Consider the following 19,407-nt stretch of genomic DNA (forward strand, 5'->3'; position numbering starts at 1 on the left):
AGCATTAGGTCCAGGGTCGTGCTTCCGAGTTTAGCGCAATTTTTTGTACCGACGCTGTCGCTCATCCACGAGTTTGCGTCTTACACAGTGCCCGTACAGGGATTTTCCGAAGCCGCCTTTTGGGCAAGCGAGATGGTGTTTTCGGCGGCCATCGTCCGCGAGAGCGCGCGGGAGGAATGTCCTGGCCTTCGTGAACTGCACGCGGTAGTCTTACCCCAAGGACGGTCACTCGTGCCGCAACCCGACTGTTCACAATTGGAGTATGAGCGGGAAGTTCGCAGAGCGCGTCGGGCACTGCGGCCATCTTCGCTACCAAGTAACGCCGTTGTCGTGTTGGGCGCAGGCTCTGTCAATTTCCGTAAGGGTGTAGACCTGTTTCTTTCCTGCGCCGCTCGCGTAGCGGCGCGGCATCCGAGCAATCCGTTCTATTTCGTCTGGATCGGCTATGGCTTTGACCCCATCAAGGATCTGGACTACTCGATCTACCTTAGGGATCAGTTACAGAGGGCTGGCCTCACCGGACTTGCAGCTTTCGCTGGTGAATTTGCTCACATCGATTTGGCATATGAATTGGCGGACGTGCTTTTCCTCAGTTCGCGGCTGGATGCACTTCCGAATGTTGTCATTGATGCCGCCCATTACCAACTGCCTGTCGTCTGTTTTGACCGCACCACCGGAATTGCCGATATGTTAAAAGACAACGGCCTTGGGGATGCCTGTGTGGCTCCATATCTTGATATTGAACAGGCGGCACAACGCTTGGTCGACTTTATTGATAAGCCGGAACTGCGCATGCGGATCGGAAGCGAACTCAACACACTCGGATCGCGGCTGTTCGACATGGAGCGGTACGTTGCAAGCCTTGAACGGTTGGCACTTCAATGCGCAGCTCAACAGGAGATTGAGAGGCAAGATTGTGCGCTAATAGAAGATGCGGGCGTTTTGCGAGTTGATTTTGCCTCCCCCCCAATGGCCCAGGTCACGCGCCAAGATGCAACTCGCACCTTTGTGCGATCATGTGCCAGTGGTATAGGCATGCGAAAGCCTTTCCCCGGTTTTCATCCAGGCATTTATCGGGACGCGCACTCGGCGTCGACGGAACACCGAAATCCACTCGTCGATTTTCTTCAGGCCGGCAAGCCAACTGGACCTTGGCTTTGTGATGTCATTTCCCCATCATCGCCCTACGATATACCGAAAAGGCAATTGCGCGTCGCGCTGCACATCCATGCCTTTTATGCCGATCTGGTCCCGGATATTAGGTCGCGGCTGGACGACCAAGACCTTGACCTGGACTTATTAATTAGCGTTCCATCGCAGGCAATAGCCGACCGCGTGCGCCTTTTACTGAGCCGCCGCAGCGGCAGACGGCAGGAGATCAGGGTCGTCCCAAACCGCGGGCGCGACATTGGACCCTTGCTGACCGAGTTTGGTGCCGAGATTGTTGCTAAGTACGACCTGATCGGTCATATTCATACCAAGAAAACGGCTGATATTGAAGATGTGCGAGTAGGCCGGCAGTGGTTTGACTTTTTGCTCGAAAACCTGTTGGGCGGTAGTCATCCGATGGCAGCGAAAATCATAGCAATATTGGCCGCCGATGACGGTTTGGGACTCGTCTTCCCGGATGACCCCAACACCGTGGGATGGACCGATAACAGGTCGATCGCCTCAGACCTGGCTGAACGGCTCGGCATTGAAGAATTGCCGGGGGGCCATTTCTGGTTTCCTGTTGGCACTATGTTCTGGGCTAAGACTAAGGCGCTCCGGCCCTTGCTGGATTTGCGGTTCGAGTGGGAAGACTACCCCGAGGAGCCGCTCCCTTACGATGGAACTGTCCTACATGCTATCGAGCGACTGCTTCCAACTGTAGCGAAGAAAGCGGGATATCGGATCGCGCTGACTAACATTCCCGGTGTAACGAGGTAGGGCTCTATGGACAAGCGGATTTTAATTCTTGGCGGCAACGGGTTCATCGGTTCGCATTTGACCGAAGCACTGGCAGCGACGGGCGCGCGCGTACGCGTTCTCGACCGGTTTGGAAGCCTGCGTGCGGATCCCGTCCACGGCGTAGACTACCGTTACGCGGACTTTGTTGATATTGCCGCCGTAGCGGAGTCATTGGCCGATATTGATCTGGTGATCCACCTGATCAGCACCACCGTCCCTGGCACAGCAAACCTCGACCCTGTCGGGGACATTGAGGGCAATCTGACGGGAACCGTCAGATTACTTCAACAGATGAGAGATGCCGGGGTTTCCCGGCTGCTGTTCCTCTCATCAGGCGGAACCGTCTATGGTAATACCCGGACGGTTCCGATTCCCGAGGATCACCGACTCAACCCACTCTCGTCTTACGGCATTGTGAAGGTCGCAATCGAGCACTACATCGCAATGTTCGGCGCATTGTTTGGCTTTCGGCCGCTGGTGCTGCGGGTCTCCAATCCTTATGGCCCACGCCAAAGTCATCTTGGGGTTCAAGGCGTCATTTCGACTTTTTTCCAGCGGATCCTTGACGGCGATCCGATCAGGATTTGGGGTGACGGAGCAGCCGTCCGTGACTATCTCTATGTTAGCGACCTGGTATCCTTCATTGTCGAAGCAGTGCGCCACGATCTCACCGGCACATTTAATATCGGCAGCGGTCACGGTGCGTCGGTAAACGACATTCTGACAGTCGTCTCGGAAGTTACCGGCACGGCCCCGGTAGTGCAATACTTGCCGGCACGCGGATTCGATGTAAAGAATGTCGTGTTGGATATCGCCAAGGCTCGCAACGCGCTGCACTGGGTACCTCAGGTTTCGTTGCACACCGGCTGTGAAAGGTACTGGCATTGGCTGAATAGGTCGCCCAGATGATATAGTTTTTGGCAGCACCAGGGTACTCATGTAACTGGGAATTCTCGGCGACCAGCGGTGCCGGTCGAACAGTGGCGCATGTACATTGTCAAGTTAATGGTAGCAGTCCGGCGCAAGCCTGGGTGGGGAGCAGTAACGATGAAAGACCGACGGCGGTTTGTTATTGGCTATCAGGTCATACTCACGTAATGGACTACCAGTCTATCGTTCGCGCTTCAGTCGTCGGACCTGACCTGACTGGGTTTCCGACCCCTTGGGTCGGGCACGCACCCTTTGCAATGTGGCTGGTTCGGTCACTGAAGCCGGCGGTGTTGGTCGAACTTGGAACCACGGATGGCAGTTCCTATTTCAACTTTTGTCGGGCGGTAAAGGCGGCCAGCCTCCAGACGAAATGCTTTGCGGTTCCCCCTTTGGCCGGCACGGCACCCGCCGGATATTGCGCAGAAAGCGTTTTTTTCGAGGCACATCGACACAACGAAGATCGCTACGCGGATATTTCGCGCCTGCTGCGCATGGCACCTGACGAAGCGTTAAACTATTTTTCCGATGGGTCAATCGATCTTTTGCATATTGTTGGTTGCCCTGGCTATGAGGAAGTCAAGCAGCAATTCGAAAACTGGCTTCCGAAGCTCAGGGCGCCGGCAGTGGTGCTATTGCATGATACCAACGTGCGGGAACGCGGGTTCGGTGTTTGGCGATTGTGGGAGGAACTGGCCCGACGCTATCCACTGAACCTCGAGTTTGTCCACGCGCAGGGGCTCGGCGTACTGCAACTCAAGAAGGCAGAGGGGGGCGCTGCCCCGGAGTGGCTCAGTGCCGGGACGTCTGAAAGGAAGATCATCGTCGAGTATTTCAGCGCTAGGGGCGCGGAGGTGGCCCAACGGTATGCCGTTCGCCAACTGCGCGAGGCGGTCGCGCTCCACCATCTGGCGCTTGGAGAGCGGGATAGGGAGGCGGCGGCGCTCTGTAACGCATTAGCCGAGCGTGACAAGAGAATCTCAGTCCTGGCTGCTGCGGCAGCGGAGCGTGACGCGATGGCGGCCTCGGTGTTCTGGCGAATCACGCGCCCGCTGCGGGTCGCGCTTGGTGTGCTCCGTGGCGAGGCTCGGTATTGGATTCAACTGCGGCAGATGTGGGACCGCCGGCACGGCGCGTCGACCCGCACCGTGTCTGCCGTTGCGTCACCGCTTATTGCCCCTGCATCGGGAGGGCTGCGGGTGGTTTACATCAGCGGCGAGTCGCAGACACCTGGGCACCAATACCGGGTCGTGCGCTATGCCGAGTCGGCGTCGGCGGTCGGCGCTGCGGTCGTCGTGATACGCATTGAGGACAGTGAAGAGCGCATGGCCGAAATTGCCGCGGCTCAGGTCATCGTGATCTGGCGCGTGGCTTGGTCTGATCAGGTCGCCGCGGTCATTGAGACGGGCCGCCGGGCCGCAGCGCGAATCGTCTTTGATGTAGATGATCTCATTTTCGATCCCACCCTCGCACGCAGCGACATCGTCGACGGTATCCGTAGTGAGGGGAAGGCCGAGTCGGCGGTACAGGAGTATTTCGTCCGACTGCGACGGACCATGTTACAGGCCGATCTGGTCACGGTGACGACGCACGAGTTGGCAACGCATGTGCGGCACGCCCATCGGCCCGTATTGGTGCTGCCAAACGGCTTCGATGAGGCGACACTCAGCGGTTCCTCGCTCGCCGTCCGCCGCCGCACGGTGGCCCCGAGTGACGGCCTATTACGCATTGGCTATGCCGGCGGCACAGTCACCCATCAACGCGACTTCGCGCTTTGTGCCGATGCAGTCGCGGCGGTATTGTCGGCACGCCCGGAGGCGCGGCTCGTGCTCTTTGCTGATGCGGGGCAACGGCCACTGTTGGACGTCAAGGAGTTCCGGGTGCTCTCCGAGCTCGGGGATCAGATAGAGTGGCGGGCTCGCGTGCCGCTCGACCAGTTACCGGATGAGGTTGCACGTTTCGACGTCAATCTGGCGCCGCTGGAGATCGGCAACCCGTTCTGTGAGGCGAAGAGCGAACTCAAGTTTTTCGAGGCCGCACTGTGCGGTGTCTGTACGGTCGCCTCACCCACCGGCCCGTTCCGTCGGGCCATCCGCCCCGGGGAGACCGGTTTCTTGGCTGAGACTCCGGCGCAGTGGCAATCTGCCCTGACCCAGCTGCTCGACGATCGGGTACTGCGTGAGCGTATGAGCAAGGCGGCGACACTGGATGTGCTCTGGACCTTCGGACCGGAGCGGCGGGCGGAACTGATGTCTTCGATGCTTGATCACCTCCGTGGTGGGCGCGCCGCCGCCCGGGCTTACGTTCACGACCACGCGGAGGTAAGGCTGCCGGCAACGCCTCCTGCCCTGCCGGAGCACGACATCATCTTTGCTTGTGATCGTCTGAACCAAGCCGCGGTCACCGTGGTCGTGCCCCTTTACAACGATGCGGACTTCGTCGAAGGCAATCTCAACTCCGTTGCGGCGCTCACTTTGCCGGGGCTCGACCTCATCGTGGTCGATGACGCCTCAACCGACGATGGCCTTGACATCGCACGCCGGTGGACCGAGTGCAACGCGGCCCGGTTCAACCGGGTGCTGCTGCTGCGCAACCGCACGACGTCCGGCCACGGATCGACCCGCAATGTCGGCTTTTCCGCCGCCCAGACACTGTACGTTATGCCACTCGACGCGCACAATCGGCTGCGCCCGGACGGCCTCACGCGGTGCCTGGAGGCGATCCGCGCGGCCCGCGCAGCCTATGCCACTGGATTGCCTCACCGCTGCGGCCCCACGTTGGAGGGGCTGTCTTTTGGCCCGTTAGGCGTCGTCGCGGGCCACCACAAGGATGGCTTGGCCCTGGTTTCCCGTGCGATTTGGGCGCTACTCGGCGGCTACCACGACGCCCGTGACGGCCGCGAGGAATATGAATTCCTCTACCGGATCGCCGAGCGTGGCTTGGTGGGAGTAGCGGTGGACGGCGAGCCGCTCGCCGACGATCACCGAGGCGCAGCAGCCATGCTCCAGCCGACCAGCGGAGTGACCGCCAGCAAGCACCGACGCCATGGGGAACCGGAGCCGTACCGCCGCGATCAACCCGTGCCCGCCGTTGCGGCGGCACGAGACCAGGACCATGAGTAAGCGCAACCAGCAACTTCTTTGCGGGCTGACGAAGACCGATCGGATTATTGAGATCGGACCACTGCACTCGCCATTGACGCCCAAGGCCGCGGGTTGGATGACCACCGTGGTGGATCACGCATCACGGGACGCGTTGGTCGCGAAATACGCCGGCCATCAGAATGTCGATCCCTCGCAAATTCAGGACGTCGACATCATCTGGTCAGAGGGCGCACTGCACGACGCCTTTCCCGCCGCGGCACAGGGCAGCTACGGCTGGCTGATTGCCAGCCATGTCATAGAGCACCTGCCGGACGTGGTTCGCTTTCTCGACTCGGCGGCAAGGTTACTTGACCCGGAGCATGGTGTGCTCGCACTCGCCGTACCCGATAAGCGTTGGTGCTTCGATCTCTTCCGGCCCGTCAGCACCACCGGGCAAGCGCTGGCCGCCCATCGCGCGCGGGCGCAGCGTCATTTGCCGGAGCGGTTGTTCGATCACCACGCGTACTCTGCCTTCGATTGTGGCCGACCCGGCTGGGGACGGGAAAAACTATCCCATCTGCAGCTCGCCACGAGGCTCGGGGAAGCCAAGGCAGCTTTTGATGGCTGGAGTGATGCGCCCGCTGCCCACTATGTCGATTGCCACGCCTGGCAGTTTACGCCCTCGAGCTTTGAACTGCTGATCCTCGAACTGGGCGAGCTCGGGGCAGCGGACTGGCGGGTTGACTGGATAGCACCGCAACCGAGCACTGAGTTTACCGCGCATCTGCGCCGCGGCCGCCGGCAGTTCACCTCGCCACAGGAGTGCGAGGCGCGGCGGATGGACCTACTCTACGGCATTGTCCGCGAGTTGCGTGAACAGGCCGATTGGCTGCTCGACGATTCGATCACCCCGAGTGTCGGTGCGGTAATGCGGCGGATCGACCGGCTGGCATCCCGCCTCGCGGCACGACCGCAAAACCTGCATCCGATACGTTCAGCACTGACGGCATTGCTCCCGGTCCGACGCATGATTGCACGATGGCGCGGTCGTATTTGACTGATACGCGGCCACCGCCGAAAATTGATCAACTTTGGGCAAGGAGTTCTGAGATGAGAGGGTCGTTTTCCTGGTGGCTCACGAGACCTCTGCGCATCGCGGCCGGCGTCTGGCGTCGCGACCCGGAATATCTCACCCGTCTGGGCCAACTCAATCCCTCCCGGCTGATGCCGTGGCGGCACACGGAGGCGTCGCCGACCCCGGAGGAATCCGCACGACGGTTGCTTCGCGACTCCCGAAGCGATCCGTCCGTAGAAGGTCTTTTTGCCAGTTCCTTACCGGATCTGGTACCACTCGTGACCTATCCTGAGCCAGGTTTGGCCTCGGCGGGACGGCTGACCGTCTTGACCGACTCGCTCGACGCCGGGAGTCACTTCGGTGGAGAGGCCACGGCGATCCTGTTCGCGGTCGCGCTGGCAAGGCACCAGGGGCTGCGGTTGCGCTGGGTCACCCGGCGCGCGCCGCCCGAACCGGCGAGTTTTGGTGCCGTCTTGGCAGCACACGGCCTTGACTACTCCGACAATATCGACTTTGACTACGCGCCAACCGACACAGGTGCCCGTGAACTTGGCGTGACGGACCGTGAACTGCTATTGACCACATCCTGGCAGACCACCTGGACCGCGCTGAAGAGCTTCGATCCGTCACGCATCATTTACTTGGTGCAGGACGATGAACGCGTATTTCACCCCGCGGGGGAACTGCAGCTTCGGTGTCGTGAGATCTTGTGCGATACCCGGCCCCGCTTTGTCGTCAACACGGCCGCGCTACGCAATTATCTGGTAGCCGGGGGAATGACCGGAGTGGCCGCCAACGGCGTCGCTTTCGAGCCGGCCTTTGCGCGCACCATTTACTATAGGGAGTCCAAAGCCCCGGACCGCAAACTGCGACTCGTGTTCTACGTGCGCCCCAACCATCCACGCAATCTGTTGTTACGGGGACTCGAGGCGATGGCGGGCGCGATACAGAGCGGCTTCTTTCCCGAGACTGAATGGGATTGCTATGTCGTTGGAAAGGCTATTACCAGGATAGAACTGCCGCGCGGCATAGTACCGAAGATCGCTGACTCATTGTCATGGCGGGACGATACGGCTTTGATTCGGCAAACGGACGTCGGACTGTCATTAAGTTGTACCCCGCACCCGGGCTATACCCCGCTGGAGCTCGCAGCCAGCGGCGCTGTCGTTGTCACCAATCAGCATGAAACCAGGCACTGCCTTGACGCCTATTGCGCCAACATCCTGTGCGTGGCGCCGTCGGTGGACGCGCTGGTCGCGGCCCTGGGGCGGGCGAGCCAATTGGCGAAAAATGAATCAACACGTCTCTCCAACTACCTGGCGGCGCGCATCGACGGGGATTGGGAAGCGACCTTTGCGCCGGTACTTGACGTCCTGGCTGGATACTGACATATGTTCTTGACGAATATCGCAGCCAGCGATTACCGTGATCCGTGGACAGCGTCATTTTCGGAGCGGCTGGCGCGACTCGGCGAGGGGTCTCGCCATGTCGCCTATTTCTATCCGCACCCTAATATGGGCACCTTCCGCTATCGCGTCCTGAACATGCTCGAGGCACTGGCGACGACGGGTCTTGACGTGGGCGCGAGTTGGTTTTCGCGGGATGAACTGTGCCACCGTGAGGCGATCATCGCACGGGCCGACGTCATTGTGATCTGCCACGCCAAATACTCCGTCGATTTTGCGCAATTGGTCGCGCGGGCGCACGCCCGGGGACGGCGGGTGTTGTTCGATATCGACGACCTGGTGTTCGATAGTCGCTATGTTCATTTGATATTGAATCACCTAGGAAACGCCACCGGCGATTCGGACCTGGATTATTGGTTTGCCGATCAGGGCCGTTATGGCGCCTTGCTGCGGCTATGCGACGGGGCCATCCTGACCAATGAATATCTCGCGGAGCGCGTCCGCGACTTTTGCGATCTGCCGACCGCCATCGTCCCAAATTTCATGAATCGCGCGCAACTGGAGCGCTCCGCGCGCATTCTCGACAATAAGCGATCCGCGGGTTTTGCACGCGATGGGCGCATCCATGTGGGCTATTTTAGCGGTTCAGCTACCCATCGTCGCGACTTCGCCGTTATGGCGGACGCCATATCAGGTCTCATGGACGCCGATCCACGCATTATCCTGCGGATTGTCGGGTTTTTGGAGATCGACGAGCGGTTTACCTGCTTCGGCGATCGGGTCGAGGTCTTTCCGATGCAAAACATACTCAATCTCCAGCGGCTGATCGGTCAGGTTGAAATCAATGTGGTGCCGCTGCAGGACAATGCCTTTACCAACTGCAAGTCCGAATTGAAGGTGTTCGAGGCGGCGGCCGTCGGCACCCTCAGTATCGCCTCTCCGACCTTCACTCTGCGGCGTGCCATCCGGGACGGAGAAACCGGTTTCATATCCCCGGCCCATCACTGGCAACAGACGCTCGCCCTCGCCATCGCGCGCTTGGACAGTTATCCCGACATGGCAATGGCAGCCGCCGCGCAGGCATTGCAGCGCTATGTTCCCGAGATTCAGGGGCCGGCCGTGATCCGCGCCTTGTTCGGTGAGCTGCCGGACCCTGCTGTCTGATGACCGGCGAAAACGCCGACACGACAATGACAGCCGCGCCCCCTTTATGGTAGCCTCCGCGGGTTTGGTCGGCGTCACGCAATAGCGGCCGTCGGCTGACACGAAACGCGCCTTGCATCGAGATTGACGGGGAATGATGTTGCCAACGAACGCAGGTACTCTAATGGCCCCCGTCGGTGATGCAGACACGGTCGACCCCCGCATCGCGGCCGTCCTGGCTTGGTGCGCTGCACAGGGCGACGGCGACCTCACCTTGGCAATCCCATTTGCGCTGCCGGCGGCGGCGGTCCACGCACTGCTGATGAGGCCCGGGGTGCTCAGCGTGGTGCTCACACCGCCCTTGGCCGCTGGGCTGGCGGCGGAGCGGGTCGGTGAATTCTTACCACTGGATTTCTCCTGGCGCCTGCCGCCACGCACCGCCCGGCGCGTCGTCTATGTCGGCGGCCGTGACTGCATCACCGCCCGTATGATCGGCAGCGCACTGAGGCGCGGCGTCGGACACCTGGTGTACTGGGACCTCGACCGCTGGGGCTCGCGGCCACTCGCCTTCATGGCAACGGCCAAGCTGCGCAGCAAGCTCGTGGCACGTATCGGGGCGTCACTGCCGGGCAGCGCGAACCTGTTTGAAGGCATTGCCCGCCATCGCTTCACGCGGTTATTGGGCGTGCCCCGTCACCCGTTCCCCAGCCCGAGCGCGACCGTCCCCAACCGCGTCATCATGGCCTGCCCGACGCTGGTCGCCGGTGGCGCGGAGCGCCAGATCCTAAACACCGTGCTCGGCCTGCGCGGGCGCGGCGTTACCGACATCAGGATCATCGTCTCACATCTATTTTCACCGCCGGGCAACGATTTTTTTTACGATAAACTGGTCGACGCCGGTGCTGACGTGGCCGAAATTCAGGGACCAATGAGCACCGCGGAGGCTTGGGAGCGCTATGACTCCCAGCCGGTCGCGCGCCTGATGCAACAGCTGCGGCCGCTGTTTCAGCGGTTACCTCCCGAGATCGGCCAGGAGGTCGCGAACCTCTATATCGCCTTTCGCGAATTACGCCCCGCCGTCGTGCATGCCTGGCTGGACCACAGCTGTGTGTGCGCCGGCTTGGCCGCACTCATGGCAGGCGTGCCGCGGGTGCTGCTGTCCGGTCGCAACGTCAGCCCAATCCATTTCCCTTACATCATGCAGCCATACATGCGACCCGCCTACCGGGCAATGGCGACCCGTGCGGAGGCGGTCTACCTCAATAACAGCCACGGCGGAGCGGCCGACTACGCGGCCTGGCTGGGGCTCGACGCGACCCGCTTCACTGTCATTTATAATGGGATCGACAGCGCCGGGGTGACGGCCGCCGGACCCGGGGACATTGCGGAATTGAGGCGACGCCACGGCATCCCCGCGGGTGCCCAATTGGTCGGCGGGATGTTCCGTCTGTCCGCGGAAAAGCGTCCTGCCTTATGGGTCGATACCCTGATGCAGCTCACCACCCAGCGCGACGACATCTATGGCTTGCTATTCGGTGCCGGCCCCTTGCAGTCCGACTTGGAGGCAAAACTCGCCCGGGCGGGCCTGGCAGACCGGGTCCGCCTGGCCCCACCGACCAAGGAGAGTATGGCTGCACTCTCCGCGTTTGATCTGTTATTGCTCACCTCCCGCTGGGAGGGTACGCCCAATGTGGTCATTGAGGCACAGGCGGTCGGCACGCCCGTGGTCGTTTGCGGGGGGGGCGGCGCCCGGGAGGCCCTGCGCCATGGCGTGAGCGGGCTGTTCGTTGAGCAACCAAACGCCGACGCACTCGCGGCGGCCCTGTTGTCGCTATTGGATAACGACACACTGCGACGACGGCTCGCCGACGCCGGGCCCGCGTTCGTCACCGAACGCTTTAGCCTGGATCGGATGATATCCGAGACCCTGCGGACCTACGGCGGCGGACCAGGCAGGGTAGCGACGGGTCCGGCATCGGGCTGATCGCGGTACTCAGGCGATTTGCAGGAATTGGCAGACCGCCGCCCGGTGGCCGTGTCCGTCAATCGCCTGACACACCTCAGGCCCGCCCGCTATCTGTCAGGGCCGTGGACGCATCCGCGCAGACGTCCGGGGCGAGCGCCCGCGCCTGCCGGACCAAGCCAATGGCGCCGCGGCCGTTCATCAGCAGGGCAACCACCAGGGTCAGCAACTGCAGGACGGTCGCCAGGGCAATGGCGGGCTCCGCCGGCTGCGCGAAGAAGGCGAGCGCCACGACGGCCGCGACCTGGTAGATGCCGACATAGCCAGGCGCCGATGGCAGTGCCGACCCGGCCGCCAGGCAGACCAGGACCAGCAGCGGTGCGGCGAGGGAGAGCGGGATAGCGAAGGCGAGGAAGAGCGAGGCGACGGCCAGATAGTCGCAGGCCAAGATGCCGAGCGCGACCGCCACGACCTCCAGGCTCATCCAACCGTGCAGTAACTCATGGAGCTCGTGCCGCAACTCGGACAAAAATACATCCGGACGCAGTGACCAGCGCTTCAGCCACCGTTGCGTCAAGGCGGCCACACGCTCCTCCCAGAACCTGGCACCTTTCACGAAAAACAGCAACCCGGCGGCGAGCACCGCACTGCCGATCAACAGATAGACCAGCCATTCATCCAGCGCGCGGTCGAGCGGCAGTGCGAAATAGAGACCGCCGGCGCAAACGAGCAGAACCAAGACATCAACCAGCCGGTCGATCACCGCACTGGCCAGCGGCAGGGAGAGCGGCGAACCAGCGAGCCGCGCCAGCGTAACGACCCGCACAAACTCACCAACCCGACCGGGGAGAAGCAGGTTGACGAGTACCCCAAGGTAGGTCGCCCGTGCGAACAGCCGGTGCCGATCCCGCGGCAGGCCGGCGATCAGCCGCCAGCGCACCGCGCGCAGGACCATGCTACCCGCCAAGGCAACCGCGCTCAGCAACACCGGGGTCAATTCAATGGCGGCGAAGGTCCGGATCAGTCCGTCGAGATCGACTTGCCGGAATGCCAACCACAAAAACAACCCGCTCAAAGCAAAACTGACCAGGATGGAGGTCCTGATGGCCCATCGCCGCTTAGTCATTCGCCAAGTTCCAATTCAATGAAGGCAAACATCGCCCACCGCTCCTGTCGCAGGTGCGACTCCATGAAACGCACACCAGGATACAGCCAACCGGGCACCAGCGCGCGAAGGGAAACCCCACCCGACAGCAAATACGCGAACGGCATCAGGGGCTGGATACGGGCAATTCGCCAGCGGGGAAACCGCTGCGCGAACAGCGCCGCGTCCCGCTTGAAGACAATCCACGGGAGCGCCCCGTTGGCCCCCGACAGGGGGCCGTTGGACGGAATCTCCCAACCGGCCGCGGGTTCGAACGGCTCCGGGTGGAGATGGGAATAGACCCAGCCCGACCAGGGGGTATACCAGGGCTCCACCATCACGAGTTTGCCGCCCGGCTTTACGCAGCGGGTGGCTTCCGTCAGAAAGGCGCCAACATCCGGGATATGGTGAAAGACGTCGGTCATCGTAATCGCATCGAGTGACGCATCGGCAAACGGCAGGACGCACGCGTCGGCAATGAGATCGACCCCCGGGGTCAATAGAATCTCGCTGGTCACCGCCTGCGGGCATACCTCCTTGAAGAACCCGGCACCGGAGCCCAGCTCCAGCACGCGGTGGCGCTCGCCCACCGCGTCGGTGAGGTCCGCGTACCATTCCGCATAGATGCGCCTCAGGAATGGCTTGGAAGCGATGATCTGACGCCGCAGCAGGGTCGTGCGCGGATCATCGAGTGACAGGCCGCGGGTGAGCGGATGCTGCAGGAGGTTACCGATCATAGCAGTGCCCCCTGCTCAGACGAATTTGATGCGGCGCGCGGCAAAGGCCACCATCCGCAGCAGGAGCACGCCGTGGCGCCAGCGGGAGATATTGGTCTCCCCATAACGACGCGCCCGGTAGCGTATGGGTACTTCCATGATCTTGAGATTGAGCCGGGCCGCCCCGAACAGCAGGTCGAAATCACCGAAGGGATCAAAGTCACCGAAATAGGCGCGATTGTGGGCAATCCGCTCGTAATCGCTCCGCCACAAGACCTTGGTACCGCACAGGGTGTCGCGTATCGGTTGACCGAGGAGCCAACTGAAGGCCCAGGAGAAAAATTTGTTGGCGATCAGATTGGCCAACCGCATCGCCTCGTCTGCCATCGGGTAGACCAGCCGCACGCCATTGACGAACTCCGCCTGGCCATTGGCCATGATGGCATAGAAACGCGGCAGGTCCTCGGGGGGGACCGTGATATCCGCATCAAGGATCATGAGGATGTCACCCGTGGCTGCCGCGAACCCGGTACGCACCGCATCGCCCTTGCCCTTACCGGGCTGCTTGAGCAGGCAGCAATTGCGCTCCGGGTGACGGGCGATGGCGCGGCCGATCGCCTCGTAGGTGTCGTCCGTGGAGTTGCCTTCGACGAATACAATCTGGGTACCGCCGCCCATCTCCGGGATGCGGGCCATCAGTTCTTCGATATGACCGGACTCATTTCTCGCCGCCACGACCACCGACACGCTCGGGTGGTGCGGTATCGCCTTGCCCAGCGGGCGGGCCACCATCAGATTGACCAGGTCGAGCCAACGGAACGGCAAGACCTTGGCGAGATAACGGTTAGCCACCTCGGAGAGGACCGGCACGCGCAGCGGGGCGAGGATTTCTTCCCATTCCCGCAACGGCTCGAAACCAGTGATCTCCAGCAGATTCGCCACGTCGTGACGCGTCAGCCAGTTTTGCGGGAGATTAGGGGTGGCAATTCCCAATCGCCGGGCCAGGGCCAGCGGCAGGCTCCACAAATGACTGTGGAAATTGAATAATAGACGGGTATGAGCGGCACAATGCGGAAGCAGCTGCCCGAGCATCGCCTGGACGTCCCAAAGATCATTGACGATATCGGAGAGGATAACGTAGTCAAAGACGTGGGGCTCCAGCGCAAGCGTATGGGCATCCGCCACGACGAATTGCAGCCCCGGGTGCGCCAGGCGCGCCGCCTCGACCATTTCGGGAGAAAAGTCGATGCCCACACCCAGGGCCGGCCTGACCGCCGCGATTAGCTCACCACGACCACAGCCGATCTCGAGCACGCGCGCGCCCGCCGGGATCAGGTGCCGGTAAACGGTGCACAGCCTCTCCCGGTAATAGCCGCCCCAGGATGCGGGGCCGCGGCTGACCCGGCCCCAAAAAGTCCGGCGGGTCGTCAGGTAGTCAGCGGACTCACGCCGGAAGGTCTCGAAATCTGTCACGCGCTTACTCCAATTCCATAATAGATCTTAGTCTTAAATAGGGGGCGCCGAATAGCGTCTTGCTGTCACGACGATCGAGACAAAGACCCACGAGTTTCCCATCGTAGCGCACCAGTGTCTCGTCGGAGTAACCATCATAATCCTGAGCCCCTGCCCCATCCCCCACCCCGCGTTGGTCGGCATGAAACAGCGTGCGCCCAGCAAAGGAGAGCACATCCTGACGCCACCAAACCGGCATGGGTATCCCGTGCAACAAAGGTCCGCGCGCAACTTCGCCGTGCAGAAAATCGGCTGTTTGGCCGGCAGCACCGAAACTGAGCGCGATATTGCCGCCGCGGTTCATCCGGGTGATGACGGCCTGCTGGCCGTCGGCGCAGCCGTTCAGTAACACCCGCGGCGCAGCCGCCAGCCGCGCCAACGGGGTGAACGGCAGGCACAGTATACCAAGGACCAGTAACGCAACGCCCGGCTCCAGGAGCGAGCGCCGCACCGCTGGCGTCTGATCGATCACCGGCTTGCCCTCGCTGCGCCACGCGATGAGGCTAGCGAAGAGCCCGATGCCGACGGCAACTTGCATGGCATCCACTCCCACCGTGGCCGCGAATAGCCGGGGACCGCCGTCCCCCAGCAGCAAGGGAGCAGAGGCCGCGACGCCGAGCGACAGGAGCGCGATCAACAGGTGGCGCGGATCACGATGTCGCCAGAGCAGCGGGAGCCACGCAAACCACCAGCAGAACCGCACGACCGCGCCCGCGGGACCCAAGCGGTAAAAGCCGGAGGTACCGCCGGCAACGAAGGCATTCAGATTCGCCGCGAGCCCCTGATAAAAGAGCGCGGGCTGCTGAGTGATATTTGCCCAGGCTAGGCCAAAGATAACATGAGATTGGGAAATCTCACTGTTAAGTGCCTGCACCTCGGGATGGTCAAGCCATACTTGCGACCAACCCTTGCCGCCGACCGATAGGCCATAGAGGGTATAAGCGAAGTTGCCATGAGAAGCGGCGGGGTCGCCGCCGACCGCCAGCACCAGCCCCGCCTGCAACGCAAAGCCCGCGAGTACCGCCAGCACGGTGACGGCAACCCACAGCCAAACCCGGCGGCGACTCGCGTGCGCCAGCAAACCGGCCCACAGCACCAAGGCGGGCAGGACAAAAAAGGCGCCGGCCCGGGCGTTTAGCGCCAGCGACAGCAGGGCCGCACCGGCGGCCAGCCAGGTCAGCGAACGCTCATCGGCCGCACGCAGCAACAAGGCGAGGCCCAGACAACCGAAAATGAGGCCCGCGTTCTCCGTCATGGTCAACGCAAACAGATCGACGCTCGCGTACTTGACCAGCAGGACAGCGCACGCCAGTGTCGCAACGCCGGGCACCTGCGGCGAGAAGCGTCGCACGAGGGTGAAGATGGCCGCGGCGACGACCACGACCTGCAACGCCAGCGTCACCAGCAGGTGGCGACCTCCGAGCAGATTCAAACCGGCAAGCAACGTGGGATAAGTGGCGCGACGCTCGCACCACTGGTTCAAGTGGCCGTAATCGAGCAGATCGTTGGAGCAGCGCCAATAGCCGAAGGCGTCGCTGACCGGGAAAAAGCCGGCCACGCTCATACTGATACTCCAACCTTGGCTCCATCCCCAGGCCAACAGCCCCCAACAGCAGGCGAGGAGTACGATGGCGGCTGCCACCGCGAGTCGTGGACGCCGTGTGAGGTCGGTAGGAAAGAAGAGCCGCTTGGCCAGCCCCCGACTCATCCGGCACCAAGCGGCGCTCCCGGCAGCGCCGGCGCAGCCGCCCGACCACACCAAGCCGAACGCGCCCCAGACCAGGAACGCCAGTGCATAGCCCAAGCCGGACGGACTACGGGGCACCGCGGCGTCATAGCGCCTGCCATTGGTACGGGGATCGCTGCAGTCCGGGGTAGAAAACAGGAGGGTGTCGCGCCAGTGCGAGTAGCCGCCGGGTCCGGATAGCCCAATCTGCGCGTCAGGGGCATGGGGATTAGGTAGCGGCCTGCCGTTTTCACTCAGCACCAACCGTGAGCGCTCGGTGGCCCGGGTATCACTCGTAAACTCGACCAAGGGCCAGCCACCCGGCCTGGGCAGCTGTTTCACGTGATAGGCACAACCGTCCTGGTAGGCCATCGCAGCTGGCGCCAAGGTGAAGGTCGTGACCGCTCCATAAGCGCCGCCCAGCCAGGCGTAGAGCAATGCGAGCCCGCCCCCGGCCCATAGCAGAAACAGCACCAAGCCCAGGCGCGGCCGATCTTCCAGAATCAAATGAGCGGTAAATAATCGGCGCATGGCTTCATGCCTGTAGAGTCTTGAGGCGTTTGCAAATTTTTAATCTGTATCTTATGGTAGCTTATAGTTAAGCGCATAAATCAATAGACGTTGAAATATCTGGAACGCATTAACACATCAATCACCTTGGCTTTCTAACATAAAGATCGAGATTCCACCCCGACCACTCCGGATACTCAGTGGTAAACCTGTGATGTTCATAGTAGGACTTGATCCGTGTCTCCCAAAATTCTTCCCAAGCATTCTTCATGCCCGCATGGCCATATTTCGCGAATGCTCCGAGCATGGCGTCGCGATGAAATTGGTCTATTAGGATGTATTCACACTCCCGTGAAACGTCCTCGAGCTCGGGCGGCTGAAATGCCCCCATCAGCACCGGATCGAGATAGGGGAAATTAAATGGCCCAGCCCTCAACTCGACTCCTGGCAATGGCGGCAGCGACCAGTCGGAGTGAACAATCATGCACACGACAGCATCATTATCAGCATTCGCCTTAAACCAACGAGCTGGCATCTCTTTGGTTGACTTCATCGCCGCTGCCTTGTGCCTCGCCCCCTCATAAACTGCTCTGTATTGTTCCAGCAAGACGTAGGCCGACGGCAATAGCAAAAGAGCAAACATGATCGGCAGCGCTTGGTTTGCACCGCGAAATCCAGCACCAACCTTTCGCAAGAGTCCGTACGCATAGGAGAGGGCGACAGCAATGGCCAGAAAGTAATAAAAGGAAATTACAATTCCCCAACGCGGAAGCTTTGGTGAGCACATCAGCAGCAAAGAGAAAAAAACCAATGGCGCCAAGACAAATATTGATAACTTGTCTTTCTTGAAAAAAGCATAAAAAGACAAAAACCCGATGGCCGCGAAAGCCAAAACAAGAAACACTATGCCATATGCAGAAAAATTATCGATATTGTAGAAAAACCAAGGCTCCATCGGTATGATGTCGGACCATCTTCTGACCTCTGCAATACCACTGATAAAGCTATAAAAAAGAGCCCCATGATACAGGTACCTTGCCATTAGCAGGACCAGCATACCGATAAGGGATAGCAGAAAGCCGCGGAGCAAAAAAGGGAAAGACTTTTCACGAAACAACAAAGCAAGAGACAAGAACGGCAGCAAGAGGTATGCCGCACCTGTTACTTTGGTCGCCACCAAGAAGGCGCTCACAACCCCCAATGAATATCCCACCGATTTACTGCCGCCACCCTGAATCATCAGAATACACAGGTAGCTTACACAGGCGATCAGCGGATATATCAAATAATCAATCCTCAGCGGATTGATCATTAAAATCTGCGGCGATATCGCAAACATCATCGCCAATAGGCCCGACCACAGTAAGGACCCTGACAACCTGTAGCAAAGGCGATAAAAAACACCTACGCCAACACTGTAAATAGCTATATTTACAGCATAAACACTGAAAATATAAACGCTCTCCTTCGATGAGAATGCCGACCAAAACCCGGCCATTCGAAGCAATACCGCAAAGATCGCGTAAAGGATACTATCAGCATCGAAGTAAGGGACCTTGCCATGTGGTTCGGGCAGCGCGCTGATACTGAAATTGGTGATTGCCGTAACATACGAGTCTATCAACGAAAAACTGGTGTCTGGCTCATAAACGTGAGCAAAATATCCGCCCAGCAATACCCAGTAAGCAGCAAAAGAAATCAAGATCACAAAAGCAAATAATACCTCACTAGCCGCCCGGGCCATTGCCGACCCTTCACGCGCGATGCGGCCAGAAACGCCAGCAAAAAACATATGAAACTCCGGCCGCACAAAAGTGAATGGCTGCAATATGAACGCAGAACTGCTTTACTGCAGTTTCCGGGTTCTGAAATTTAGCCGGGCCAGGCGCTTGGGGCCTCCGATTTTCGCGGGGGTTTCGTTGGATCGGCACAATCCACTCGACAACCCGCCCACCGCTACCCCGCCCCACCCCGCAATATCTTTAAAATCCAAGCGCTTAATAGTCAATTCGAACACCTTGCGGTGGTGGAGCACACTGAACTGGTCGGGATCGTGGATTGGATTGTGGCATGGCTCGTTGGCTAGCGCAGCACTCGATGATCCAACGGGCGACCCGGCGACGCTGACCGTGTAAGATAGCGCGTCGCCCGCGGACTGGTCAATCCGGGACACACCGCCGCGCCCGGCAAATCCGTTCCAGCCCCCCGGCGCTGGCGCCGGTAGCGGCGGCGGGAGTTCTCGGTCATACGCA

Annotated in this window: 12 protein-coding genes and 1 pseudogene; 8 read left to right on the forward strand and 5 right to left on the reverse strand. The window is 60.7% G+C overall.

All coding sequences use genetic code 11. The annotated features are described in order from the left end of the window. The 8 genes and pseudogenes from QZY44_RS34015 to QZY44_RS34045 form a co-directional block, all read left to right on the forward strand. The coding region (locus QZY44_RS34015; RefSeq protein ID WP_295458326.1) for a rhamnan synthesis F family protein at positions 1–1,929 on the forward strand (1,929 nt) is incomplete at its 5' end. A 6-nt stretch (positions 1,930–1,935) separates the two neighbouring features. Beyond that, the gene (locus QZY44_RS34020) at positions 1,936–2,859 is read left to right on the forward strand and encodes an NAD-dependent epimerase/dehydratase family protein (protein WP_295458329.1); all 924 of its coding nucleotides are present in this window, start codon (positions 1,936–1,938) and stop codon (positions 2,857–2,859) included. 278 nt (positions 2,860–3,137) lie between these two features. After that, positions 3,138–3,512: pseudogene (locus QZY44_RS36080) on the forward strand (class I SAM-dependent methyltransferase); the annotation flags it as partial. Continuing rightward, positions 3,513–5,999 (forward strand): glycosyltransferase, encoded by a 2,487-nt coding sequence (locus tag QZY44_RS34025; RefSeq protein ID WP_295458333.1) that lies wholly within the window; start codon positions 3,513–3,515, stop codon positions 5,997–5,999. Next, on the forward strand, positions 5,992–7,017 hold the full coding sequence (locus tag QZY44_RS34030; protein ID WP_295458336.1) for a methyltransferase domain-containing protein: 1,026 nt from the start codon (positions 5,992–5,994) through the stop codon (positions 7,015–7,017). The genes QZY44_RS34025 and QZY44_RS34030 overlap by 8 nt, the downstream gene beginning before the upstream one ends. After that, positions 6,999–8,423, forward strand: coding sequence for a hypothetical protein (locus QZY44_RS34035; protein WP_295458339.1), 1,425 nt, complete (start codon positions 6,999–7,001; stop codon positions 8,421–8,423). The genes QZY44_RS34030 and QZY44_RS34035 overlap by 19 nt, the downstream gene beginning before the upstream one ends. Before the next feature lie 3 nt (positions 8,424–8,426). Continuing rightward, positions 8,427–9,605 carry a glycosyltransferase gene (locus QZY44_RS34040; protein ID WP_295458341.1) on the forward strand — a complete coding sequence of 393 codons (1,179 nt, stop codon included), beginning with the start codon at positions 8,427–8,429 and terminating at the stop codon, positions 9,603–9,605. 163 nt (positions 9,606–9,768) lie between these two features. Next, a complete protein-coding gene (locus QZY44_RS34045) occupies positions 9,769–11,568 on the forward strand; it encodes a glycosyltransferase (protein ID WP_295458343.1) in 1,800 nt (599 codons plus the stop codon). Positions 11,569–11,644: 76 nt separating this feature from the next. Here the strand turns inward: QZY44_RS34045 and QZY44_RS34050 are convergent, their stop codons facing one another. From QZY44_RS34050 to QZY44_RS34070, 5 genes are all read right to left on the reverse strand, one after another. Then, positions 11,645–12,673, reverse strand: a complete 1,029-nt coding sequence (locus tag QZY44_RS34050) for a lysylphosphatidylglycerol synthase transmembrane domain-containing protein (protein WP_295458345.1) — start codon at positions 12,671–12,673, stop codon at positions 11,645–11,647. Continuing rightward, complete coding sequence (locus tag QZY44_RS34055; RefSeq protein ID WP_295458348.1) at positions 12,670–13,428, reverse strand: class I SAM-dependent methyltransferase; 759 nt, start codon at positions 13,426–13,428, stop codon at positions 12,670–12,672. Before QZY44_RS34055 ends, QZY44_RS34050 begins: the two co-directional genes overlap by 4 nt. A gap of 15 nt (positions 13,429–13,443) precedes the next feature. Continuing rightward, on the reverse strand, positions 13,444–14,880 hold the full coding sequence (locus tag QZY44_RS34060; protein ID WP_295458351.1) for a glycosyltransferase: 1,437 nt from the start codon (positions 14,878–14,880) through the stop codon (positions 13,444–13,446). Between the two features lie 4 nt (positions 14,881–14,884). Continuing rightward, positions 14,885–17,176 (reverse strand): hypothetical protein, encoded by a 2,292-nt coding sequence (locus QZY44_RS34065; RefSeq protein WP_295458354.1) that lies wholly within the window; start codon positions 17,174–17,176, stop codon positions 14,885–14,887. A gap of 121 nt (positions 17,177–17,297) precedes the next feature. Beyond that, the gene (locus QZY44_RS34070; protein WP_295458358.1) at positions 17,298–18,947 is read right to left on the reverse strand and encodes a hypothetical protein; all 1,650 of its coding nucleotides are present in this window, start codon (positions 18,945–18,947) and stop codon (positions 17,298–17,300) included. Between the last annotated feature and the right edge of the window lie 460 nt (positions 18,948–19,407).

This window comes from uncultured Thiodictyon sp., from assembly GCA_903837595.1.
Classification (GTDB): Bacteria; Pseudomonadota; Gammaproteobacteria; order Chromatiales; family Chromatiaceae; genus Thiodictyon.